A 24622-nucleotide genomic window follows, 5' to 3' on the forward strand; every position below is an offset into this window, starting at 1 on the left:
AAGGAATCTGGCAAAGCGAAGTAGATATGCTTCCCGCATAAACTCAAATAAAATAAACAATCCCAAGAAAAGTTAAGAAGACCAAAGATAAAATAAACTCACCTGCATTGTACCGCTCATCACCTTACTCCGGGCAGAGTCGACACCAGGTTAATACAATTAAAGTTAATTTCAGTTTATTTCTCTGGCACAGCTGTTAACGTTCAACGCCAATATAAGACTGCTGTAGTTGTAGTAATGCGCGGATAACAGAGCGGCAGTTTCTGCCCCGCAGCAGGTGGTGAAGAACCACCAACGGACAAGGGAGTTGTGCTGTGATAAATACTGGAATCAAAATTTTGCTGGGACTGACGGCCTGCCTGGCAGGGGGAAATGTCTATGCTTCGTGCGAAATGGTGCAGCGTTCAGACCTTTCCGTACCAGCTTCACCGATAATCGGTACTGTAGCGTTGAATGCCACAGTATCTGCACCAGCCGATATGCCGCTAGGTACCATACTTTATCGAGGGGTATTCAACCGTCCGATTCAGGTAGCCATAAAATGTACTGAGCAGGGCCAGTTTTATACCTTACAGAAAATGGCAACATCGGCTGGCACTCTGGGCAAAGCCGAAGACTTTAACCCCCCCGTCCCTGTCGGCTCGGTAGTTTTTAAGACATCCATGCCCGGCGTGGGGTTTGCTTTAAATAGCGGTTACACCGTTTATGATGTTCCGCACGCAGCAGCAGTATGTGTTAACTCTAGTAATTGTATCTGGAACGGTGACAGCATAGTAAATGCCGCATCAATTATGTATTTAATCAAAACCGGGCCGATTACCCCGGGAACTATCATCGGAGCCTCACTTCCCGTTTATTCGGAACTGTTCGGTCAGGATGGTTTCATGGTCACGACAATGGCAATGCCATTTACCGGCAGTATTACCGTGCCCCCCCCCAGCTGCACCACGCCGGATGTCGCCGTAGAGATGGGTACCTGGAGCGTGGGAGATTTTCGCGGAAAGGGCTCGGGTACTGAGTGGCAAGATACCAGCATCCGGATGACGGGGTGCGACAATTTTTACGGTTATCGCGCAGGCCATAATCTGGATAATGGCGGAACCGCTAGTCTGAGCGAACCGGTCTACAAAAATAAATATACCGTTAGTCTCTCCCCCCCAGTCCGCGGCCATCGACAGCAACAGCGGCATTATGTCCGTCGCGGAGGGCGATAATTCAGCCAGCGGCGTGGGCATTCAAATAGGAATGGGGTCAGTGGCTAGCGCGGAATCCCGGCTGGTAACATTTGGTAATCCTTACCAGCAAGATATATCCAGCGCGGGTAGCACCATGACGTTTCCGCTGGCAGCCCGCTATATTCAAACGAATGAACGCCTCAGGCCAGGAAAGGCTGACGGAAAAGTCACTTTTACCATTGCATATAAATAGCTGAGCGTTTAATTACCGCCAAAGATCAGCTTTTGATTGTTTGCTTTACTACTTTTGATACAAACCACCTGACGGGAGCTGCTGCTGAGACATCTGCCATAATTTATCGCATGCTTCGCCCCCTGCCAGCGCCAGTCTGAAGTAAAAAAACATTCAAAAAAATACGATTAATAACAAAAACCAACCGCCCTCCAATAGTGGATTCACTATTAACCAAAGATTTATTAAGAATAAAAAACAAAACTTCAATTTCATTTTCTCTCTCTAGCCACTAACATACGCAAAATAATATTCATTAAGCTATAAAATTGCCCAAAACATCATGACGCAACACCTGAAGATAACGCAATCAAATACAAAAAATTCAGCCTGGAGATAAAGTTTTTATGCGTTTTAATTTTCACATTAAATATTTATTGTCATTGTCTATGCTGTGCTCGCCATGGGCTAACGCAATAGTGCAATGTCAGCAGGATATTCCTGAAAAAAAAGAAACGTTAAGCATCATTGCAAATAATATAACCATCGGACCCGACATGCCATTAGGCACCGTGTTATATGGCGGTACCATTTCCGCTCCGATTGAATTACATCTGAAATGTAGTTCACCGACCCCTGAGAGCGGCAGTGTTAAATGGATGTTAGGTTTAGAGTCAGTCAATTTCCCTTTATCTTCCTGGTCCGGGTCGCCATTCGGCGGCCAAATATATGAAACCAATATTCCCGGCGTTGGTATTGCCGTGTGGTATGCCGGAAAAGCCGTGACAAAAGAATCCCCCGTGATGGCGTTTGAGAATCTAATTACCACCACCGAAAATCAAGCATTTTATTTTGGCATGTCCAGCATCTTTGATATTTCATTAATGAAAATAGGTAATACTCCTCCCGGAAATTACACCATTGATTCTTCCTCGTTCCCGAGCATGGTGAAATACTATGAAGCAGGGTCGAATATGGCTGGAAACTTCCCGATCATCGCCAGACGTTATCAGTTATCGGGCTCAATCAATGTCTCAGCCAGAACCTGCACGACGCCGGATGTCAAAGTTCCTCTGGGGACACATAGCGCGTCAGTGTTCTCCGCCGCCGATGGCACACCGTGGGTGGACGCATCGATTAGACTGACCGATTGCCCTGTTTTTTCGGGCTATCACTCGGCTTATAGTCGGGTCAATTTAGCCACGGGTGATATTCCCCCCACAACCAATAACCAGATCAGCATCAGCCTTGCGCCTGTGAACGGTATTTTTGATGCAGAAAATGGCGTGATTAATATTACGCCATCCGATGAATCGGCCAGAGGTGTTGGTATACAGATTGCTCATGGTACGCCCGGTACACCATCCCCTGAACCTTTTGCTTTTAACCGCCCGTCTGTCGTTAATTTGCCTAAAACGGGCGACAGTACAATAACCTACCCACTTGTTGCGCGTTATGTTAAGACATCATCGGCATTTAGTTCAGGGAAGGCGGATGGGCGCGTCACGTTTACGGTTAACTATTACTGACACTCCGGTAACAGGTCAGCCGCACATTAGTAGCGCACCATCACCGATTTCAGTTCGGTGTAATCATCGATAAACGCGCTACCGAATTCACGCCCTGTGCCCGACCCTTTCATGCCGCCGAACGGCACCGCCGGGTCGAGAAAGGTGTGCATGTTCACCCAGACGATCCCGGCGTTAATCGCCTCAGAGTAGCGCAGCGCCTTGCGGATATTATCCGACCAGACGCTGGCGGCGAGGCCAAACGGCGAGGCGTTGATGCGGGACAGCGCATCCGCTTCGCTCTGGTAACCGATAAAACTACACACCGGGCCGAACGTCTCTTCCTGCATCAGGGTGCTGTTTTCGCTACGCACCTTCACCGCCGTCGGCAGGACAAAATAGCCCTCGCCGGGCAGCGCTTCGCCGCCGCAGACGATGGTGTCGCCCTCTTGCCGCGCCGTCTCAATCAGCTGCAGGACTTTCTCAAACTGCTGCCGGTTGGCCAGCGGCCCCATTGGCGTTTGCTCGTCCAGCGGCGAGCCGGGACGCAGCGCTGAAAGTCGCTGTTTCAGTAGCTCAAGAACCGCATCCAGCTTGCCTTCCGGCAGATAAAACCGCTCGGCGGCGGCGCAGATTTGCCCCTGGTTGAGATAGCCCGCTTCGATAATGCCGTCGGCCATCGCTTCGGGGGTGAGATCGTCGAGGAACAAGGCGGCATTTTTACCCCCCAGCTCCAGAGTGACGCGTTTCCCGGCCCCGGTCGCCGACTGCTGGACCTTCCCGCCGGTGACCACCGAACCGGTAAAACTGACCTTCGCACAGGCCGGGTGGGTAATCAGCCGCTGGGCGATATCCCCCCCGGCGCCGTTAACCACGTTGATCACGCCATCGGGGATCCCTGCCGCTTTGGCCAGCTCCGCCACCCGCAGCAGGGTCAGCGGCGTATATTCGCTCGGCTTCAGCACGATGGTGCAGCCGCACACCAGCGCCGCCGCCAGCTTCCAGATAGCGATCATGATCGAAAAATTCCACGGCACGATCCCCACCACCACGCCCAGCGGCTGGCGACGGGTAAACGCCGTGTACTTCTCGCCGGCCATCGACGGAAGCGACACATCCAGGGTTTCCCCGGTGACTTTCCCGGCCCAGCCGGCAAAGTAGCGCAGGAACGCCACCGATTGATCCAGCTCGAGCATCCGCGCCAGGGAGATGGTTTTCCCGGAGCACAGGCTCTCCAGTTGCGCCAGCTCCTCACGATGCGCTGCCAGCTGGTCCGCCAGTTTCAGCAGCAGCGTGCCGCGCTGTAGCGCCGGCATCTCACGCCAGACGGCAAACGCCTGGCTGGCGCTCGCCATCGCCTGGGCCGCCTGATCCGCATTCGCGGATGTCACGTTCGCTATCGCTTTACCGGTGGCGGGATTGACGACCGTCAGCGTCGGTCCGTTGCCCGGCAAGGCTTCCCCGGCAATAAACTGGCCGTGGGGTTGGCGTAAAAACGCGGTTACTTCAGCAAGCAAGGTTACGTCGCTCATCGGTGGCATCCGTGGTTTCAGAAAATGTTCCCCATCCCACCACATCCGGTTCGCGCAGCCTATCGTTCTAAAGTACGTCATTCTTTCGGACGATATTCAGCCCCCCGCCGCCATGCTGTGATGGGTGCCTTAGCCAGGCGAGACAGGGTAACGCTATGAATATCAAAATCGATGCGCTGAACTACTATGGCGCCACCAAAAAATACCAGCTGCATTTTCCGGCGCTGCAGGACGATATCGAAGCCGACGTGGTGATCATTGGCGGCGGTTTTTCCGGGATCAACACCGCGCTGGAGCTGGCGGAACAGGGCATCACCAACGTGGTGGTGCTGGAAGCCCGCCATTTAGGCTACGGCGGCACCGGGCGCAACGGCGGCCAGGTGATGGCCGGTATTGGTCACGACATTGAAGCAGTAAAAAAACATGTGGGGAAAGAGGGGCTGGAGACGCTGTTTAAAATCTCTAACCTTGGCGCGGGGATCATTCGCGAGCGCATTCAAAAATACAATATCGACGCCGACTTCGTCCCCGGCTACGGCTATCTGGCCTACAACCAGCGTCAGCTGAAGACGCTGCGCCAGTGGGAGAAAGAGTTCAAGGCCGCCACCCCGGATGAAGATATCGCCCTCTATACCGGCAGCGACGTGCAGCAGGTAGTCGGCTCCGACGTGTACTGCGGCGCGCTCAAGCACATGGGCGGCGGGCAGATCCACTCGCTGAATATGCTGCTGGGGTCGGCGCAGGCGGCGCACTCGCTGGGGGTGAAGATTTTCGAATCCTCGCCGGTGGTTGAGGTGGATTACGGTAAAACGGTCCGCGTCCGCACGGCGATGGGCAGCGTCAAGGCCGCCAAACTGCTGTGGGCCTGCGACAGCTTCCTCAACAATATGGAGCCGGAGATTTACAACAAGACCCTGGTGACCTACTCCTATCAGGTGTCGACCGAGCCGCTGTCCGATGCGCTGATTGAACGCATCAGCCCGCTGCGCGGCGCCTTCAGCGATATTCGCCCGGTGATCAACTACTACCGCATTACCCGGGAAAACCGCCTGCTGTTTGGCAGCGCCACCCGTTATCTTGAGTATACGCCCAACGATTTCGCCGCCTGGAACCGCACCCTGCTGGCGGAGGTCTTCCCCTATCTGAAGGATGTCAAAATCGACTTCGCCTGGGGCGGCCCGATGGCCTGCAGCGCCAACCTGTTCCCGCAGATCGGCACCCTGCGCGAGCACAATAACGTCTTCTACGTTCAGGGTTACTCCGGCTTCGGCGTTACCCCCTCGCACATCGTGTGCAAAATTCTCGCCGAGGGCATCAATGGCGGTTCCGATCGCTACCGCCTGATGAGCAGCATTCCCCACGCGACAATCCACGGTCGTGACAGCCTGCGCACGCTGCTGGTCACCGCCGGAAAACTGATGCATCAAACCGCCGGTTACTGGAAAGGCCGGAGTTAACCAGGAGAACATCATGCACGCATTTAAACTCGATCAACCCGTTCCCGAACTGCAGCCTATCGGCAGCGTCAGCCTGCTGGGCGCGACGCCGACCGCCGGCGATCCGCAGGTAGCGGGCGCCATGATTTACGGTGAACCGCAGGACCCCTTTACCTGCGGTCTGTTTTCCTCCACCCAGGGGAGCTTTACCATGACCTATCCGTTTACCGAACACGCCACCGTCCTCGAAGGCGAAGTGGAGCTGACCGTCGCCGGCGGCCAGCCACAGCGCTTCGTGGCGGGCGACAGCTGGTTTGTCAAACAGGGCACTGAAGTGGAGTGGAAAATCCTGACGCCGCGCTTCGTTAAGCACTACCTGGCCAACGTCGAAAGCCGCTAATGCCCCCGCTACTCCCCGGCGCACGGCGGCGGGGAGTAGCATCTGCTCTACATCACAGAATCAACCGCCGTTCTCCACCTTCAGGACGATATTCATTGAGCCGGATGCCAACCTAAATTATGACTATCCGGAATGGTGCTTGCTTTGCGCCACTCCCTGCCCTTCCCTATTTTGTGCAGAGGTTGACTATGTTCAGTAAAAGACTCGCCAGCCATCTCGAACGCGGCGTCGTCGGCTTTCCCACTACCCTCGCCAGCTCCGTCGGGCTGATTATGGCCAGCCCGGTGATCCTCACCGTGACCAGCGGTTTTGGCATGGGCGGCGACACCTTTGCCCTGGCGGTGCTGCTGGCGTTTATCATGATGCAGGCACAGGTCACCACCTTTGCCGAGGCGGCCACGCTGATCCCCACCACCGGTTCGGTGTATGACTATATCGCCTGTGGGATGGGGCGTTTTTTTGCGATCACCGGCGCGCTGTGCGCCTATCTGATCGTCCATATTTTTGCCGGAACCGCAGAAACCATTCTCGCCGGGGTGATGGCGCTGGTGAACTTCGAATCCATCAGCAGCCAGATGGCGGTGCACCAGAACACCTGGATGGTGGGCGTCGGGATGGTGGTGGTGTTCGGCCTGCTGAACGCCATTGGCGTGGAGATCTTCGGCAAGGTGGAAGTGGTGCTGACCTTCGGGATGTGGAGCACCCTGACCATCTTCGGCCTGTGCGGTATTTTTATGGCGCCGGTGACCCACCTTTCCGGCTGGTTCGGAACGCCGCTGAACGTCAGCGACCTCTCCGGGCTGTTCGGCTATATCGGCATGGCGATGTTTATGTTCGTCGGCTGCGAACTGGTCACGCCGATGGCCCCGGAAATTAAACAGGCCCACCGCACCATTCCGCGCGCCATGGCGCTCGGTCTGTTCGGCGTCGCCAGCTGCATGTTTATCTACGGCGCGGCCATTAACCGCCAGGTCGAAAACGTGGTGCTGGATGCGGCGACCAACGTCCATCTGCTGGATACGCCGATGGCGATCCCGGCCTTTGCCGAGCGGGTGATGGGCCATGCGGGCCAGTACTGGCTCGGCGTCGGGCTGCTGCTGGCGGGCTGCGCGACCATCAACACCCTGATGGCCGCCGTGCCGCGCATTATCTACGGGATGGCGCTGGACGGCGCCCTGCCCCGCTTCCTCACCTGGCTGCACCCGCGCTTTAAGACGCCGGTCATCGCCATTGCCATCGGCGTGGCGATCCCTTGCCTGCACGCCTGGTACCTGAACGGCGATATCGACCGGATCGTTCCGCTGATCCTCGCCGCCGTTTGCGCCTGGGGCGTGGCCTATCTGCTGGTGACCCTGTCGGTGGTGCTGCTGCGTATCCGCCGCCCGGACCTGCCGCGGGCCTATCGCTCACCGTGGTTTCCGCTGCCGCAGATTATCTCCAGCGTCGGGATTATTATCGCCATCATCAACATCACCCCGCCGGGCATGGACAGCCGCGACGTGCTGGTGCCGTTCGGCATCATGCTCGGGCTGACCGCCGCCTACGCGCTGTTCTGGACGGTGTGCGTTCAGCGGGTTAACCCATTCCGCCCGGTGCCCGTCGAAGAGGTGGTGGAACGCGCCATCGGCAACTATGAGAAACAAAACCATGGGGAGATGACGCCCGATGTCCTCCGTCCCCTCATTTAGCACGCCGTTAATGAATGCAGTCCAGCGCGATCTCGCCGGCTGGCCAGGCGAAAAGCTCAGCGAGCGCAGCGCGGTACTGCACCTTAACGCCAGCACCGATGTCACCGTCAGCGTTCGCCAGAAACGGCTGTTTATGGCGAGCATTCACAGTTGCGAATTTGTCGTTGAGGGGCCGGTCTCCCGGCCCGCTCAGGGGAAGATCCGCGCCCATCAATCCGGCTGGCTGAAACGCCAGCCGGTCACCTTTCGCGGCAGTAAAACCGCCGCTGAACTCGCCCGCTATCTCAACGGTTTTCCCCGCTTGCAGCAAACGCTCAGCGAACTGGACTATCGCCGCTTTACCTTTACCCTCGACGACCAGCGCTGGCGCTGCTGCATTGAGCCGTGGGCCGCCAGTGAAGTGGTCTGCAAAATGCCGCCGCTGCGCCGCTATCTGCGCCTCGAAAAGCAGCAGCGCATGCTGCTGTTGAGCGTCATGAGCATGATGCATCAGGCGGTCAATCAGTGGATGCAGGAGACGCTAACAACAGAAGAGCGTTCGCAGGAGAACGCTTCTCCGCGCTGATTGCGGAGAAGCGTGGGGCCGTTAGTTCAGGCCAAACTGACGCGCCAGGGTATCAAGCGCCTGGCGCTGAAAAGCGCTAAATGCTTCACGCGGTTGCTGCTGTTGAATAAATTCCAGCAGCGGATCCTCCACCGCGGTTCTCACGCCGCTCAACGCTTCCATCACCGCCAGCCCGCAGAACGGCACGTAGGATTCGGCGTAGCCCCCTTCATGCACCATCACCAGCTTACCGTCGCACAGCCGATCCGCCGCCGCCTGTACCTGTTCAGTCATCGCGCGGAAGCTGTCGCTGTGCAGCTGCATCCGCGCCAGCGGGTCCATGGCGTTCGCATCGTAGCCGCAGGCCACGATAATCAGCTCCGGTTCAAAGCGGGTCAGCGCCGGGATCACGATGGTCTCCAGCGCATAGCGCCAGCTGTCGTCTCCTGCGCCGGCCATCAGCGGAATATTGATGTTATAGCCTTCGCCCGCGCCGGTGCCGCAGTCGTCTTCCCCGGCATAGCCTGGCGGGAAGCAACCGTCCTGGTGCAGCGAAATAGTCAGGACATCGTCGCGTTGCAGATAGATATGCTGCGTCCCGTTGCCGTGGTGCACATCCCAGTCGAGGATCGCCACTTTGCCCAGGCCATGCAACGCCTTCGCCCGCTCCACGGCAATGGGAATATTGGCGAGGAAACAGAAGCCCATCGACTGGTCAGGCAGGCAGTGGTGTCCCGGCGGCCGCGACAGCGCGTAAGCGTTATCCAGTTCACCGCGTAATACCGCCTCTACCGCGGCGCTGGCCAGCCCGGCAGACAGCGCGGCTATCTCGTAGCTGCCCGGCCCCAGCGGTGCCTCTTTCCCCAGCATGCCGCCGCCGTTATCGCTGATCGCCTTAAAGCGCTCAAGATAATGGGCCGGATGAATGCGCTGCAGATCCTCCTCGCTCGCGGCCGCCGCGCTGTACAGCTGCAGCTGGGCGGTCAGACCCGAAACATCCATCAGGTTTTTCATTCGCCGCTTAGTCTCCGGCGACTCGGCATGGCCTCCCCCTGCCGGCGGCTGTACCCAGCCCCCGACCGGTAAGGTCACCGCATGCAGGCCGGTGCTGTGCCAGAAACAACGCTCATCAAAGAAGAAACCGGTTTTTCTTTTCACTCTATCCTCCTGTTAGATCACGCTTTCCGGCGGGCGAAGCCGCCAGAATCAATCCTGCCGAGAGCAAGGCGCAGCCGCCTGCCGCAGCCAGCAGCGCGTCGGCGCTGGAAAAATGTTGCAGCAGCGTCCCGGCCAGCGCCGGACCGGCGGCCATACCGCCGCCAATCACCAGATTGATGCTGTTCATCAAGCGGCCGCTGTTATCCAGCCCGGCGACGCGGGCGAGAATAAACGGCAGGACAAAGGTCCAGGTGAATTTGAACAGCACCGCCGCCAGCGCGAAGCGCAGCAGCAGCGGGTGGCTGATAAGCAGAACAATGCTGAGGATCAGCAGTCCGTAGCCCAGCCAGACCGCCATGCGGTCCGGGCGCTGCGTGCCGCGTAAGGCCGCGCCGCCGGCGCCAAGAATGCCGAACACCGTCGCCACCGCCAGGACCAGGCCAATCTGCGACGCCGTCAGGCCTGCCGCGCTCCCGATGGTGCCGATAAAGGTCCATACCGCGCTGAGGCTGATATAAAAGGTCAGGACCGCCAGCACCGCGAGAAGCTTACGCAGCGGCGCGACGGCGGGCTGCCGGCGGGATGCCGACATCGGCTGAAAGCGCGGTGGAAATGCCGCTACCAGCGGCAGGCAGCAGAGCATGATGGCGGCGAGGATCAGATACACCACCTTCAGACCGAAACTGGCAAACAGACCGGGGAGGATCAACAGTCCCACCATTCCCAGCAGCAGCTGGCCCAGCACCCAGAAGGCATACACCCGCGAAGGATTGGCGGTGCCCGCCGCGCAACTGATGCACAGGATCATCAGCGTGCCGCCGGCCAGCGAAGCGATAAAGCGGGCCAGCAGCAGCGTTTCATAGTGGCTTGCCGCCGCCGAGGCCAGGTTCGCCAGCAAAAACACCACTCCGGCCGCCAGCGCCACGCGGCGCCAGTTGAGGCGGCTCATCCACCACCATGCCGGGAGGGTCGCCAGGCTCATCGCTCCCAGCTCAGCCGAGAACAGATAGCCGATGTGCCCGGGGGACAGTCGCCACTCGCTGGCTAACTGCGCGGCCACCGCCGGAGCGGTCATCAGGATCCCCGGCGCAATCGCGGCAAAAATCACGATGGCGCACAGCAGGCGAGCGGTAAATACCAGGCCGGTCGGCCGGGATAAGCTGTTTTCAGTAACGGGTGTACTCGACATCGTGATGCGTGCTCCAGTCAAAAAAAACCGCCCCCCGGACAATAGCCCAGGGAGTGATACCGTCTGGCATCAGGAAAATACCGCCATTGACGGCGGCGCGCGGGATGCGATGAGTCAGATTACAGATGCAGCGTGCGCTGAGCGGATGGCATCCAGGTTCGGGAAACGAGCTCGGTACGATTGACCACGTCGGTCTTGGCGAAAATATTGCGTAAGTGGGTTTTCACGGTGGAGAGCGAAATATCCATCTGGCGGGCGATCAGCTTATTACTGGCCCCTTCGCGCACCATACCGACCACTTCACGCTCTTTGGCGGTCAGCATCATTGGCAGGTCATCTTCCTGCTCGAGACAGTCGTGAATAGCCAGCTCCACCAGCGGCAGTACCGCCTGGGCGCGCAGGCGCTCTTCGCTGGAGAACGGCGCGTCGCGCATTAAGGAGATACCGGCAATTATGCGTCGGTCGCGGCGGATAAAGACTTCCGTCATGTCGCGGACGTTATTCGGCAGCATAAACTCGTGATAATAGTGACGGTGGCGGTCGCACACCCCCGGCGTCATCGCCGCCATGGTAATCGCCTGGTGGCTAAAGCGGGATGGCAGCAGCGGGTCCAGCGGCTGAAAACATTCCAGATATTGTTGATGCGTATTGGCCGAAATATTATGCAAAATATAGTCTTCGGGTGTTAAACGCTGATTAACCCGATAAAAAACCGCCGATGACAGTGGAATTAACTGTGAAATAGTCTGTAAACAACGGGCAATTATCGCATCATTACGACTGGCTTTTAATAAAGCAGACATGATTCCCCTCCCGTCGAGGTGAAAGTGCGTTAAACGCGGATGAAGACCAGATAGATGAAGCATACATTTCACATTTAAGTAACACAATCATTAACATATTAACAGTGTGATATGGGTTGCAAAAAATTATTCAACACACTGTTAATTAAAGAGTTAATAATCCACATACCGTGTTGTTATCGACATTACATTAAAACATAAACAAAAGTTATTAACCTAATGGCCGCTCGCCGCGTCAGGGTTTTGCTCCCGCCGTTTTTTTATCAGTAACTCGTCCTTTAGAACGAGTGATTTTTTTAAGCGCTACTCTATACCTAATAAATATTTTCTTATCCGCTGCTTAACCATTCCCGGAAGCGCAGCTTTGTGCTGCCCAAATAATAGCGTTCGCCGGAAAAATAAATACGGAGCCATTGATGCTGAATATCGCCGCGCTACGCCAGCAGCAAATTCCGCTGGCCATTGAACCCCGGGCAACGGTGCCCTTTCATATTCTGATCAAGCCGATTGGCCCGGCCTGCAATCTCGCCTGTCGCTACTGTTACTACCCGCAGGGCGACACCCCGGTGCAAAAAATGGACGATGCAATGCTGGCGTCGTTTATTCGCCGCTATATTGCCGCCCAGCCCCCCAGCGCACGGGAGATCAATTTTGTCTGGCAAGGCGGCGAGCCGCTGCTGGCCGGCCTGAGCTTTTATAAAAAAGCGCTGGCGCTACAGCAGCAGTATGCCCCGCCGGGAGTGACGATCAGCAACAGCCTGCAAACCAACGCGACGCTAATCAACGATGCGTGGTGCCGCCTGTTTCATGAGCATCGCTTTACGATTGGCGTCAGTCTCGAAGGTAGCGAAGCGCTGCAAAACCAGCACCGCCCGGATAAGCGCGGCCAGGCCAGCTATCCGGCGGCGCTGCGCGGCATCGCCCTGCTGCATCAGCATCAGGTGGAATTCAATTTACTGGTGGTGGTACATGACGCGATGACCCGCCATGCGGCCGCCATTTACGACCACGTTGTCAGCCTGGGCGCTCGCTATCTGCAATTTCAGCCGCTGATGAGCGAAGGCGACGCCCTGCAGCAGGGCTACCAGCTGAGCGCCGACAACTGGGGACGCTTTATGGTGGCGGTCTGGCATCAGTGGCGCAAACGCTGCGATATGGGGCGGGTGTTCGTGATGAATATCGAACAGGCGTGGGGGCAATACTTCACCCATACCAGCGCCACCTGCGTCCACGCGGCCCGCTGCGGCAGCAATCTGGTGATGGAGCCAGACGGCCAGCTGTACGCCTGCGACCATCTGATTAACGACCGTCATCACCTCGGCGCGCTCAGCGAACAGACGCTGGCCCAGGCGGTCGATAGCGCCACGCACCTGCCCTTCGGGCGCGAAAAAAGCCGCCGCCGGGAGTGTCAGAGCTGCCCGGTGAATATGGTCTGCCAGGGCGGCTGTCCCGCCCATCTCAACGACGCCGGTTACAACCGGCTGTGTGCCGGCTACTTCCGCTTTTTTAACGCAATCCTCGCCCCGTTGCGCCCGTATTCCCGGGACATGAACGGCCTGCGGGCCTGGCGAGCCGCCTTTGTCGACAGCCAGCAGCCTGCTGGCTAACCGATACCACTCCCGTGTCGCGCCGTCTGCTTAGCGGGTGCGCCACCTTCCGAGCCAGTACAGGAGAATACGCAGTGAATAAAACAGCAGTGGCCGCCACCCTGGGCATGATCCTCTCCGGCGCAGCGCACAGTGCGCAAACCGAACGCCCCAACGTGATCGTTATTATCGCCGACGACATGGGCTATTCCGATATCAGCCCCTTTGGTGGCGAAATCCCGACGCCCAACCTGCAGGCGATGGCCGAACAGGGCGTGCGTATGAGCCAGTATTACACCTCGCCGATGTCCGCCCCGGCGCGTTCGATGTTGTTAACCGGCAATACCAATCAACAGGCGGGTATGGGCGGCATGTGGTGGTACGACAGCACCATCGGTAAAGAGGGCTACGAGCTGCGCCTCACCGACCGCGTCACCACCATGGCGGAACGCTTTAAAGATGCCGGCTATAACACCCTGATGGCCGGGAAATGGCACCTCGGTTTCGTGCCCGGCGCCACGCCGAAAGACCGCGGGTTTAGCCACTCGTTCGCCTTTATGGGCGGCGGCACCAGCCATTTTAACGACGCGGTACCGCTGGGCACGGTCGAGGCGTTCCACACCTACTACACCCGCGACGGCCAGCGCGTGTCGCTCCCCGACAACTTTTACTCCAGCGAAGCCTACGCCAGCCAGATGAATGAGTGGATCAAACAGACCCCGTCGGAACAGCCGGTGTTCGCCTGGCTGGCCTTTACCGCGCCCCATGACCCGCTGCAGGCGCCGGACGAGTGGATCGCACGTTTTAAAGGCCAGTATGAACAGGGCTACGCCGAGGTCTATCGCCAGCGCATTGCCCGCCTGAAGGCGCTGGGGATCCTCCATGACGACACGCCGCTTCCTGGCCTCGATCTCGATAAAGAGTGGGAAGCACTGACGCCGGAGCAGCAAAAATACACCGCCAAAGTGATGCAGGTCTACGCGGCGATGATCGCCAATATGGACGCGCAGATAGGCTCGGTGATGGCGACGCTGAAGCAGACCGGGCGTGATAAAAACACCGTGCTGCTCTTTTTAACCGATAACGGCGCCAACCCGGCGGAAGGCTTTTACTACGAATCGGAACCGTCGTTCTGGAAGCAGTTCGACAACAGCTACCAGAACATCGGGCGTAAAGGCTCGTTCGTCTCCTACGGCCCGCACTGGGCCAACGTCAGCAACGCCCCTTACGCCCGCTACCACAAAACCACCAGCGGCCAGGGGGGGATCAACACCGACTTTATGATCTCCGCTCCCGGAATTGTGCATAACGGTAAGATCGACACCTCCACCATGGCGGTGTACGACGTCGCCCCGACCTTATATGAGTTCGCCGGTATCGATGCCACTAAACCGCTGGCGAAAAAACCGGTGCTGCCGATGGTCGGCGTCAGCTTTAAGCGCTATCTGACCGGCGAAACCCAGCAGCCGCCACGCTCCTCCTACGGCGTCGAACTGCATAACCAGGCCGCCTGGGTTGACGGCGACTGGAAGCTGCGGCGGCTGGTGAAAACCTTCCCGCAGGCCGGCGATGCGCCATGGGGGCTGTTCAATCTTAAACTCGACCCGCTGGAGACCCACGATGTCGCGGCGCAATATCCGCAGCGGGTGCAGGCGATGAGCGATGCCTATGCGGCGTTTGCCAAACGCACCATGGTGGTCCACGCCGACGGCAAGCTGATTGACTACGCCGGTATTGACAGCAAAACCGGCCGCTATCTCGCCGTCGATCCCCAGACCATGGAGGCCGTTCCAGCCCCGCAGGCCATTCCTGTGAGCCAGGGCAACTGAACGACCCCGGCTCTCGTTCTTCCGGACGATAGCCGGGATCTGGCCCCCTTTTTAAGGTAGGAAAAACGCAGGTAACGGGAGAAACAGAATGGCTAGAGTGGTGGTGGTAACCGGCGGTGGAACCGGCATCGGCGCCGCCTGTGCGCGGCAGATGTCGGCGGCGGGCGATACGGTCATTATTATCGGACGCCGCCTCGCCCCTCTGCAGGCGCTGGCACAGGAGACCGGCGCGCTGGCGCTGACCGGCGATGCCGCCAGCGGTAGCGACTGGCAGCACCATCTGCTGCCGGCCATTCTCGCGCAAGAGGGCGGTATCGACGTCTTGCTGTGCTGCGCCGGCGGAATGGGCAACAGCGCGGCGGCGCAGACCAGCGACCAGCAGTGGCGTCAGGCGCTGGAGAGCAATCTCGACAGCGCTTTCGCCAGCGTCCGCGCCTGCCTGCCGTCGCTGATGGCCCGTCGTGGCAACGTGCTGTTTGTCGCCTCGATCGCTTCTCTCGCCGCCGGTCCCGAGGCCTGCGGCTACGTCACCGCCAAACACGCGCTGATCGGCCTGATGCGCTCAGTCGCCAGGGATTATGGCCCGCAGGGGGTACGCGCCAACGCTATCTGCCCCGGCTGGGTCACCACGCCGATGGCCGACGAGGAAATGCAGCCGCTGATGGCCGCTCAGGGCATCAGCCTTGAGCAGGCCTATCGCCAGGTGTGCCGCGATGTGCCGCTGCGCCGTCCCGCCAGCGCCCAGGAGATCGCCCTCGCCTGTCAGTTTCTGTGCTCCCCGCAGGCATCGATCATCAGCGGCGCTACCCTGGTTGCCGACGGCGGCGCCAGCGCGGTGGATGTCCCGACCCTGGCGTTCTCTTCCCCTTAGTCAATAAGCAAAAAGGAACTCACATGACCGCAGAAGCCGTATTTATTCAGGTCGGCGCCCTGGCCGATGGTTTTGCCCCGCACGGCAACGTGTTGCCCGTCGCCACGTTACCCAGCGGGGAATCTCTGACCTTTTATCTGCCGGACGGAATCCGCCATCAGCTGCAGATTGCCGATGCACACAACCTTATCTGGAACGGGCAGCCGGTTGCCGGGCGCATCACCGCCCTGCGCCCCGACGTACTGTTTATCGACTTTCTCGATCCCGATCGGCAGCACGCCAGCATCAGCGCGGTGTGCAATCTGACGCAGCACAACGCCACCCTGGTTTACGGCGCGCTGCCCACCGAGCAAGCCGCTCGCCTGGATGCCTTCAGCCGCGTCGAGCAGGGTCTGCCGCTGACGGCGGTTGAGGTGAGTTTCCATTTTGCGCGTCTGAACCGCGAGCCGGGGCCGCTGCCGGCGTTCACCGGGGCGCTGGTGGGGATGCGCAACCAGTACACCTACAGCCCGACCGAGCGCTACGAGCATATTTATCTCAACGATAATTTCTATGCCTGGCAGTGTCTGGATGGAGTGGAAAAGGGGCTGGCGGATGTCGACCGCTGTCATTATGTGCAGGTGGCAGACGATCTGACGCTGTTCGTCTGGCGGGAAAAAATCATCCCGACGTTAGGGGTGATCCTGATCGATCTTCAGCAGATGCGCACCGACGGCAAGATCCTCGGCTATCAGGGCAGCGATTTTTCCGCGCTGAGTAATTTCCCGGTCGGGGCCAGCGCGGAGATCCTCAATGTCACGACGCATCGGTCATAACCGGCGATAACGGGACTGACGTTGAAACACCGGAGCCGGCTGGCTCCGGTGCCGTAGGTCAGGCGCTGGCAATTTCCAGACGCGCCAGCTGCGCGGCGTTGAGCGTCAGCTGTGCCGCACGGGCAAAGCTTTCCACCTGAGCCACGCTGGTCGCACTGGCGATCGGCGCACTCACCCCTTCACGATGCATCAGCCAGGCCAGCGCCACTTCGGCGGGTTTCGCCTTGTGCTGGGCGGCCACCTCGTCCAGCGTATCGAGAATGCGCATACCGCGCGGGTTGAGATATTTACCAATGCCGCCGCCGCGCTGGCTTTGCGTCAGATCGGACTGCTGGCGGTATTTACCGGTTAAGAAACCGGAGGCCAGGCTGTAGTAGGTGACGACGCCAATATCGCGCGTGGTGCACAGGTCGCACAGCGCCCCTTCAAACGCCGAACGGTGATAAAGATTGTACTCCGGTTGCAGCACCTGCCAGGCCGGCAGCCCCTCTTTGCGTGCCACCTCCAGCGCGGCGGAAAGCTGCAGCGCATCGAGATTGGACGCGCCGGTAGCGCGGATTTTCCCGCTCTGCTGCAGGCCATGAAACGCCTCTAACGTCTCCGCAAGCGGGGTTTCCGGGTCCGGCCAGTGAGCAAAATAGAGGTCGATATAATCGGTGTTCAGACGACGCAGCGATGCTTCCACAGCCTGTTGGATCCAGGCTTTCTTCAGCCCTTTTTGCCCTGGAAGCCCTAAATCAGCCCCCACTTTGGTGAAGATTTTCACCTTATCGCGCATGCCGGGACGCGCCTGCAACCAGCGGCCGATAATGGTTTCAGATTCGCCGCCCTGATTGCCATCCACCCAGCGGGAGTAGACATCGGCGGTATCAATGGCGTCAAAGCCGTGATCAACGAAAGCATCAAGAATGGCAAAACTGGTTTTCTCATCGCAGGTCCAACCAAAAACGTTGCCGCCAAAGACCAGCGGGGCGATGGAAAATCCGGTTTTGCCCAAGGGACGTGTATTCATGCCGTTCACTCCTTATCGCTTATATTCTGCATCCTTCGGTACACCGCAAGGGCTGGAAAGGACAATCATGGGATAGTAAGAAAAGGAATCTTGAGGCGGGCTAATCCGTGCCCGCCGGACGCATTACCACATTATGTTCCGGAATAGACGTCAAAGCTAAAATATTTACCCGACAGTTTTTTATAGGTCCCGTCGGCCAGAATGGTGGCAATCGCGCCGTTAATTTCCTGACGCAGGGCGTCGTCTTCTTTGCGCAGGCCAATCGCCGCGCCGGCACCGAACAGCGTATTATCCTGCAAACTTCCGCCGACGAAGGCGAAATCTTTGCCCTGAGGCTGCTGCAGGAAGCTATAGTCCGCCATCATCCCGGACAGCACCGCGCCATCGATACGCCCGGATTCCAGATCCCGCACCACGCTGTCAGCTCCCTGATAGGCCACGATATTGATGCCCGCCGGGCGCCAGTGCTGGTTGACGTAGGTTTCCTGCGCCGACCCTTGCTCCACGCCGATGGTTTTGCCTTTCAGCTGCTCTGGCGTGTTGCCCGTCAGGGTGTTTTTGCGCGCCACGAGGAACACCGGGCCGTTATACAGTTTATCGGTAAAGCCAATCTGTTCTTTACGCTTTTCGGTCATATACATCCCGGAGAGAATCGCGTCGAATTTGCGCGCCTTCAGCGCCGGGATAATGCCGTCGAAATTGCTTTCGACCCACACGCATTTTGCCTTGAGCTGCGCGCAGATAGCGTTGCCTAAATCAATATCAAACCCCGCCAGCTTGCCCTGCGGGTCTTTCCATTCAAAGGGCGCGAAAGTGGGATCGACGCCAAAGCGAATTTCCTTTTGCCCTGCGGCCAGCGCCGATGTTGAGGCCATCAGCGCAACCCACAGCAGAAGAGATTTTTTCATTTTTTATCAGCTCCAGAGATCAACGGCAGTGTGTTTCAACTAACCGGGCGAAGAATGACGCGCCGGTGGTAATAATGTCATCGTTAAAGTCATAGCCAGGGTTATGCACCATGCAGCTCCCTTTACCGCCCTTCTCGCCGTTGCCCAGCAGGAAGTAACAGCCGGGACGCGCCTGCAGCATAAAGGCGAAATCCTCGCTGGCGTTCATCGGCGCCACCGAAGGCAGCACCTGCTCGGGGCCAAAGACCTCCAGCGCCAGCGATTTGGCGAACGCCGTCTCCGCGTCGCTATTGGTCAGCACCGGATAAGAGTCGTAGACCGCAACCTCGCTGGTTGCGCCATAGCTCTTGGCGGTGAACTCGGCGATCTCATGGATACGTTTAATCAGCAGATCGCGCACTTCCGGCTTCATCGCGCGCACGGTCAGCTCCATCACCGCGCTTTCCGGGATGACGTTGGAGGCAATACCGGCCTGGAAAGTCCCGACGGTGACAACCGCGGTTTCTCCCGGCGGCACGTTGCGGGCAACAATGCTTTGCAGCGACATCACCAGCGCCGAGCCGGCGACAATCGGGTCGATGGCACGTTCCGGGTGAGCGCCGTGACCGCCGTAGCCGTGAATGGTTATCTTCACCGTATCCGCCGAGGCCATAAAGTTACCGGCATAGAAGCCCAGCTTGCCGACCGGCAGCCCCGGCATATTGTGCAGCGCGAAAACGCTATCGCAGGGGAAGCGTTCAAACAGACCGTCTTTAATCATCAGATCCGCCCCGCCGATGGCCTCTTCCGCCGGCTGGAAAATCAGGTGCACGGTGCCGTTAAACTGGCAGGCTGGCGAGGCAATATACTTCGCTGCCGCCAAAAGGATGGTGGTATGACCGTCATGGCCGCAGGCGTGCATTTTTCCAGGAGCGGTGCTGGCCCACGGCAGATCGGTGGTTTCAAAGATCGGCAGCGCGTCCATGTCGGCGCGCAGACCAATCGTGCGCCCCGGCTGGCCTTTTGTTAATGAGCCCACCACTCCGGTTTTACCCAATTCACGAGTGACCGCGTAGCCCCATTCCGCCAGTTTTTCCGCCACCAGCTCGCTGGTATTAAACTCCTCCAGACTTAATTCCGGATGGGCATGTAAATAATGACGGATCGCAATCATTTCATCTTCAGCGGCTTTAATTTCTGGAATCACAAAATCGGTCATGCCGGTCTCCGGGAATAAGGAATAAATGTCCTGAATAAATCAGGCTTCAGACAAACGGTTGCTGGGGAGCGAGAAAGTCGGAAGCAGTAGCGTCAACGAACAGGTTCAGACAATTAACTTATCTGGATAACTATTTAATGCAAGTAGGATTTCTGATTTCTGCAGCCGACCTCATCGCATTTACTCATGATTATTCAGCATGTTATCTTTCAGCGTCGTCAGAAATGAAGTTGCCAAAACACCGCCAGCCATCACGGAATATCCACAACACAAATCACGCAATATTCAGTTAAACAGACCATGGTTAAGGCTAAGTTTAAATATAAACTTTTAATACTTGGATTATTAACGCGTTTTTACTCTACGATTATCGGTCTTAAATCAGCGTGTCATTAGCAGGGATGAACTCAAGCAGCGTCATGGTTGCAGGATGCACAGACGCGCTCGCCCCGTGGCGTTATGCAGGCCCCGTGAGCGAGTGAGAGATAATGACAGCGCTTTATGAATGACCTGCCGAATACAGTAGAACTTAACAATGAAATATCAGGCTCTTATCATTGCATCAGCGCTGGCGATGGCCGGCTGTAGCGCACAGGGCGACACTGCCAGTCAGCAGCGCGCCAGTATCCAGAAAATACGTAGTGAAACGCTGAGTAAACTCTATACGCTGCACCCGGAAGCGCGCAGCGATATTCAGCACTCCGACGGCTATGCGGTATTTTCCAGCAACAGCAGCAAAATTTTGGTCTTCGGATTTGGTAGCGGCTATGGCGTGGTGAAAAATACCCACACCGGCAAAGATACCTATATGAAAATGGCGCAGGGCGGCGCGGGTCTGGGCGTGGGCGTGAAGCAGCAGCGGACCGTGCTGGTATTCCATGATAAAGAGGCGCTGAATCACTTTATCACCCAGGGCTACGTCGTTGGTGCCGATGCTAACGCGGCCGCCAAATATGACGATAAAGGCGTCGCCCCGGTCGCCGCGTCGGCCAACGGCATCGCCAAAGATACCGCTTCGCTGCCGTCGAAGGTGAATGTGTACGAAATCACCGAGAAAGGCTTGGCCGCCCAGGCGATGCTCAATGGCTATAAATACTGGCCAGATGACGAGCTAAATAAGTAATCATCGGTATGGTCAGCGCAAGAGGTTGTCACGCAGCCTCTTGCGCCAGCGACCGGTATCATTTAGTTCAGGAACTGCAGATTAAGTCCGGCGAAAATTTGCCAGCGAGGCTGCCCCGGGCCACGGTCGGCAACGCTACCCTGTGGCTCAATGAAGAAGTTGTATACCGTTTTTTGGTGTTTTATCACCTGGCCAATCCCCAGCCCCAGCGGCACGCTGTAGTTATCGTTGTGAAGGTTGTAAACCCAAATCGGCGCAGAGCGAAGGTAAGTCCCTCCCCCCAATTGGTAGAAAAGGAACGGTTGAAACGTAGCCAGATTAACATCGCTACGATCATCATCGCCGGCAAAGCTATGTTGCCACGACGCGAGATAACCATACTGGAAGGTTGGACTGCTGGCATCAAACAGCACGTTGACCAGACCACCGGACCATTTCCCCGATCCAACGGCATCATCGGAGGCGGTAGGCGCGGTAATTTGTGGCCCGAAACCAAAACTCACCGCCGGGTTGCCGGTATCAATGAGCCAGGACGTAAAGAGGTTAAGATCGCCAACGCCGGTCTTGTGGCCGCCGGTCGGAGGAGCAGGATAGGTGTTGACCGGCAGCGATGCACGTAGCAACCAGTCGCTCTGCCCTAAAGAAAAGGGGGTCGCGTATCGGAACCAGAACTGATTGGCGTCTTTGTTTGTGCCGCTGACATCGCCAATATAGTAGTTCTGCATGTTGAATGCGGTCATGTTGGCAAGCGGGTTGTTGGCCTGCGCCGCGCTGCCGCCGCTATCCGCCGCCCAGCTATTACCTGCCAGCAAAGCCAGTGCACTGAAAGCCACTATATTTTTCATTGATATACCAGAGTCGAAGAGGTTATTTGAAGCGTAGACGATTTATGACAACGGGAAGGGCCAGGGCGGGATTTAATGTTATTTCAGTGGATTATGGTGCTGCAGACGATAAGCGATGTGTATCGTTCTGGTGCGTTCGGGGAAAATGGCAAAATACCCGCTTGCGTAAGCTCACATTGTAAAAGGGCAACCTCGTCAAATAACACAAGGCTGCCCTGGGGGATGACGTGAAATACTGGCTGACTCTCGCTTAGTGCGACAATAGCCCGTTCACCAGAATCGAGGTAATGATGCCGCTTGCCGCCGCAATCAGCACATAGTTGCCGTCAATATAGGACCAGTGCTGGCCCTGCGGGGGTGCAGGCAGACCGCGATCGTTCCAGTCATTCACCCGATAATCATTGCCGCGGTAATGTTCCGGTGCCGGCTGTCCTTTACGGAAATCATGGCCATTCCACGCAAAGTGGTCTTGCTCATGACGATCCTGATGCGGCTTACTTTGCCCACGATTATCGGCATGCTGGTCGCGATCCGGGCCACGGTTATCGCCGCCCTGATAGCGGTTGTCACCATGTCCCTGCGGGCCATTATTACCCTGCCCCTGCTGGCGATTAGCATCCGGGCCACCACGATTGTCGCCCTTCTGCCACTCTTGCTGTTGGCCAGGTTTATAGTTGTCATTCGGGCCATCGGCGTAGGCCAGTGAACTGAATGCACAAGCTAACATGACGGCCAGAGAAATCATCTTTTTCATAGTACACCTCCTGATATGGCTTTATTTTTACCGCCAGAATGTGGAGGAATAGTGAGTATCAGGATATCCAGGAGGATTCCTGGCAGATTGGATTCGCGTGAAAATAGCCGCTACGGCGAGCCGGGAAAAACGATCGCCAATAAAAAAGGCCGCTTTCGCGGCCTTTATCAGGGACATCTTCAGTACGGATTCAGAGACGTTGATTATTCAGTGACTTTATTTTTTAAGTCTTCAGCGCCCTTTTTGGTATCGTCCCAGCCTTTAGCTGCACCGTCTTTGGTGGCATCCCACCCTTTTTCGGTGGCGGCTTTGGTTTTATTCCAGCCTTTTTCCGTGCCTTCTTTGGTTTTATCCCAGCCCTTTTCCGTCCCTTCCTTGGTCTTATTCCAGGTTTTTTGAGCGCCTTCGCTCACCTGGCTGCCGACGCTATCGCTTTTGCCTTGCGCCGCATGTTCGGATTTCAGCTTCAGCTCATCGCCCTCGTTCTGGGCCTGATGCAGTTTTTCCTTGGCGGTATTCGCCTGTTCATGAGCCGCCGCGACGGTATCATCAGTTGCGTGTGTTGTCGCAGCAAAAACCGGGGCTGCTACCAGAATCGCAGATAATGCAATTATTGCTTTTTTCATCATGTCCTCTCTAACGTTCTTAATGTTATGAGTCACCTACAGAATGGCATAACATTCCGGTCATGACTTTAGGGATAGTTCTTAAAACTATTTCTGGCCGCATTCACCCGTTTTCAGGCTAAACCTTTCGACATTCCGGTACGGGCGTATACCTTCCAGTAAGTTTGTAACATTCCATTAAAATCCATGGCCATATACCTGCCGTTTATTTTCATACGCGAATAATTATCAAAATCATTCTATTATAAATTCGCAACGGTACTCATTTATGGCAATGAAATCAGTAAGATCGCTCATATTATTCAACGCACTCATCGGCACTCCTTTGCTGAGCTATGCCAGTCAGTATCCGCTTACGGTCACCGACCTCGACGGCCGAACCATTACCCTCCAGCATGAACCGCAGCGCATTATTTTGCAGGACGGACGGGATCTGATGGCGCTGGCGCTGCTGGACCGCGATAACCCGTTTAAACGGGTGGTGGCGTGGAATAATCTCGCGAAAAAACAGGATATTGCCACCTGGGAAATGCTCAAGCAGAAGTGGCCGCAGTCGGCCGCCATTCTGGATATGGGGTTCAGCGACAAAGGCAATGTCGACCTGGAAAGCGTGCTCTCCCGCCAGCCGGACCTGATGATTGCCCAGTTGCGCGCGAAGCCGGCGCTGACCGAAAGCGGCATCATCGGCAAGCTGGCGGCGCTGAATATACCGGTGCTGTTTGTCGATTATGAGATCAACCCGGCCAGGGACACCGCGCCCAGTATCGACCTGCTAGGCCAGGTCCTCAACCGCGAAAGCAACGCCAAAGCCTATACCGACTACTACCGCCAGCATCTGCAGGCCATTGTGCAGAAAACGGCGGCTATCACCCCGAAAGCGACGGTGTTTGTCGAAGCGCTGGCCGGCAATAGCGATGCCTGCTGCTTCACCCACGGGCATAGCGGCTGGGGCGGTCTGGTCGAGGCGGTGGGCGCCAACAATATTGGCTCACAGGTGCTGCCCGGCGCCTCCGGCTTTGTGTCGCTGGAAAAAATTATCAGCATGAAGCCCGACGCTTACATCATGACCGGCTCAAAACGCGGCAACAGCCAGGTGCTGCCGCTGGGTTATCAGGTCAGCCCGCAAGCGGTCAATACCCAGGCTCAGACGCTGCTGTCACGCACCGGCGTCAGCAATATCCCGGCGGTAAAAGGCCAGCACGCTTACGGGGTTTACCATCATTTCTACAACCACCCGTGGAATATCGTGGGGATGGAGTATCTGGCGAAAGATATCTATCCGCAGCCCTTTAGCACCCTCGATTCGAATGCGACCTACCACTACATCGTGCGCCATTTCACTACGCTGCCCGATCTGCCGTTCGTCTTTTCCTGGAAACAAGGTGAGTAA

23 protein-coding genes are annotated in these 24622 nt (G+C 57.2%); 13 read left to right on the forward strand and 10 right to left on the reverse strand.

The features are described 5' to 3' along the window. Positions 1–314: 314 nt before the first annotated feature. From HF679_RS12210 to HF679_RS12215, 3 genes are all read left to right on the forward strand, one after another. Positions 315–1214 (forward strand): fimbrial protein, encoded by a 900-nt coding sequence (locus tag HF679_RS12210; RefSeq protein ID WP_187043012.1) that lies wholly within the window; start codon positions 315–317, stop codon positions 1212–1214. Further along, positions 1192–1428 (forward strand): fimbrial protein, encoded by a 237-nt coding sequence (locus HF679_RS25020; protein WP_410003356.1) that lies wholly within the window; start codon positions 1192–1194, stop codon positions 1426–1428. The genes HF679_RS12210 and HF679_RS25020 overlap by 23 nt, the downstream gene beginning before the upstream one ends. A gap of 386 nt (positions 1429–1814) precedes the next feature. Next, positions 1815–2936 carry a fimbrial protein gene (locus tag HF679_RS12215; protein ID WP_123755840.1) on the forward strand — a complete coding sequence of 374 codons (1122 nt, stop codon included), beginning with the start codon at positions 1815–1817 and terminating at the stop codon, positions 2934–2936. 26 nt (positions 2937–2962) lie between these two features. Here HF679_RS12215 and HF679_RS12220 read toward each other — a convergent pair whose 3' ends face one another. Further along, positions 2963–4456, reverse strand: a complete 1494-nt coding sequence (locus tag HF679_RS12220; RefSeq protein WP_187043013.1) for an aldehyde dehydrogenase family protein — start codon at positions 4454–4456, stop codon at positions 2963–2965. A gap of 146 nt (positions 4457–4602) precedes the next feature. Here HF679_RS12220 and HF679_RS12225 point away from each other — a divergent pair, with 146 nt between their 5' ends. The 4 genes from HF679_RS12225 to HF679_RS12240 all read left to right on the forward strand — a co-directional run bounded on the left by HF679_RS12225 (position 4603) and on the right by HF679_RS12240 (position 8536). Then, complete coding sequence (locus tag HF679_RS12225; protein WP_123755838.1) at positions 4603–5904, forward strand: NAD(P)/FAD-dependent oxidoreductase; 1302 nt, start codon at positions 4603–4605, stop codon at positions 5902–5904. Between the two features lie 13 nt (positions 5905–5917). After that, a complete protein-coding gene (locus tag HF679_RS12230; RefSeq protein WP_123755837.1) occupies positions 5918–6283 on the forward strand; it encodes a cupin domain-containing protein in 366 nt (121 codons plus the stop codon). Positions 6284–6471: 188 nt separating this feature from the next. Then, positions 6472–7971, forward strand: a complete 1500-nt coding sequence (locus HF679_RS12235; RefSeq protein WP_123755836.1) for an APC family permease — start codon at positions 6472–6474, stop codon at positions 7969–7971. Next, complete coding sequence (locus HF679_RS12240; RefSeq protein WP_123755835.1) at positions 7949–8536, forward strand: DUF3156 family protein; 588 nt, start codon at positions 7949–7951, stop codon at positions 8534–8536. The genes HF679_RS12235 and HF679_RS12240 overlap by 23 nt, the downstream gene beginning before the upstream one ends. Before the next feature lie 21 nt (positions 8537–8557). Here the strand turns inward: HF679_RS12240 and HF679_RS12245 are convergent, their stop codons facing one another. From HF679_RS12245 to HF679_RS12255, 3 genes are all read right to left on the reverse strand, one after another. Then, on the reverse strand, positions 8558–9673 hold the full coding sequence (locus HF679_RS12245; RefSeq protein ID WP_123755834.1) for a class II histone deacetylase: 1116 nt from the start codon (positions 9671–9673) through the stop codon (positions 8558–8560). 1 nt (position 9674) lies between these two features. Then, positions 9675–10862: an MFS transporter gene (locus HF679_RS12250; protein ID WP_123755833.1), complete on the reverse strand. Its 1188-nt coding sequence runs from the start codon at positions 10860–10862 to the stop codon at positions 9675–9677. A gap of 119 nt (positions 10863–10981) precedes the next feature. Beyond that, complete coding sequence (locus HF679_RS12255) at positions 10982–11665, reverse strand: helix-turn-helix transcriptional regulator (protein ID WP_154143509.1); 684 nt, start codon at positions 11663–11665, stop codon at positions 10982–10984. A 416-nt stretch (positions 11666–12081) separates the two neighbouring features. Between HF679_RS12255 and HF679_RS12260 the strand changes: the two genes are divergently transcribed. From HF679_RS12260 to HF679_RS12275, 4 genes are all read left to right on the forward strand, one after another. Continuing rightward, positions 12082–13272: an anaerobic sulfatase maturase gene (locus HF679_RS12260; protein WP_187042087.1), complete on the forward strand. Its 1191-nt coding sequence runs from the start codon at positions 12082–12084 to the stop codon at positions 13270–13272. 74 nt (positions 13273–13346) lie between these two features. Continuing rightward, positions 13347–15080 (forward strand): arylsulfatase, encoded by a 1734-nt coding sequence (locus HF679_RS12265; RefSeq protein ID WP_123755830.1) that lies wholly within the window; start codon positions 13347–13349, stop codon positions 15078–15080. An 88-nt stretch (positions 15081–15168) separates the two neighbouring features. Next, positions 15169–15951 (forward strand): SDR family NAD(P)-dependent oxidoreductase, encoded by a 783-nt coding sequence (locus HF679_RS12270; RefSeq protein ID WP_187042088.1) that lies wholly within the window; start codon positions 15169–15171, stop codon positions 15949–15951. 23 nt (positions 15952–15974) lie between these two features. Further along, positions 15975–16766, forward strand: coding sequence for a MoaF C-terminal domain-containing protein (locus HF679_RS12275; protein ID WP_187042089.1), 792 nt, complete (start codon positions 15975–15977; stop codon positions 16764–16766). Positions 16767–16824: 58 nt separating this feature from the next. On the opposite strand, the gene HF679_RS12280 is transcribed toward HF679_RS12275, so the two are convergent. The 3 genes from HF679_RS12280 to HF679_RS12290 all read right to left on the reverse strand — a co-directional run bounded on the left by HF679_RS12280 (position 16825) and on the right by HF679_RS12290 (position 19884). Further along, on the reverse strand, positions 16825–17778 hold the full coding sequence (locus tag HF679_RS12280) for an aldo/keto reductase (protein WP_154143513.1): 954 nt from the start codon (positions 17776–17778) through the stop codon (positions 16825–16827). A gap of 131 nt (positions 17779–17909) precedes the next feature. Then, a complete protein-coding gene (locus HF679_RS12285) occupies positions 17910–18686 on the reverse strand; it encodes an ABC transporter substrate-binding protein (RefSeq protein WP_123755826.1) in 777 nt (258 codons plus the stop codon). A gap of 19 nt (positions 18687–18705) precedes the next feature. Beyond that, positions 18706–19884, reverse strand: a complete 1179-nt coding sequence (locus tag HF679_RS12290; protein WP_187042090.1) for a M20 aminoacylase family protein — start codon at positions 19882–19884, stop codon at positions 18706–18708. 535 nt (positions 19885–20419) lie between these two features. Between HF679_RS12290 and HF679_RS12295 the strand changes: the two genes are divergently transcribed. Then, positions 20420–21007: a YSC84-related protein gene (locus tag HF679_RS12295; protein ID WP_123755824.1), complete on the forward strand. Its 588-nt coding sequence runs from the start codon at positions 20420–20422 to the stop codon at positions 21005–21007. 62 nt (positions 21008–21069) lie between these two features. Here HF679_RS12295 and HF679_RS12300 read toward each other — a convergent pair whose 3' ends face one another. From HF679_RS12300 to HF679_RS12310, 3 genes are all read right to left on the reverse strand, one after another. Further along, positions 21070–21852: a hypothetical protein gene (locus HF679_RS12300; RefSeq protein WP_123755823.1), complete on the reverse strand. Its 783-nt coding sequence runs from the start codon at positions 21850–21852 to the stop codon at positions 21070–21072. Positions 21853–22102: 250 nt separating this feature from the next. Then, a complete protein-coding gene (locus HF679_RS12305) occupies positions 22103–22606 on the reverse strand; it encodes an RcnB family protein (protein WP_123755822.1) in 504 nt (167 codons plus the stop codon). Between the two features lie 203 nt (positions 22607–22809). Then, complete coding sequence (locus HF679_RS12310) at positions 22810–23232, reverse strand: hypothetical protein (protein WP_123755821.1); 423 nt, start codon at positions 23230–23232, stop codon at positions 22810–22812. A gap of 268 nt (positions 23233–23500) precedes the next feature. Between HF679_RS12310 and HF679_RS12315 the strand changes: the two genes are divergently transcribed. Beyond that, positions 23501–24622: an ABC transporter substrate-binding protein gene (locus HF679_RS12315; protein WP_187042091.1), complete on the forward strand. Its 1122-nt coding sequence runs from the start codon at positions 23501–23503 to the stop codon at positions 24620–24622.

The sequence above is a fragment of the Enterobacter sp. JUb54 genome (assembly GCF_014298075.1).
Classification (GTDB): Bacteria; Pseudomonadota; Gammaproteobacteria; order Enterobacterales; family Enterobacteriaceae; genus Klebsiella; species Klebsiella lignicola.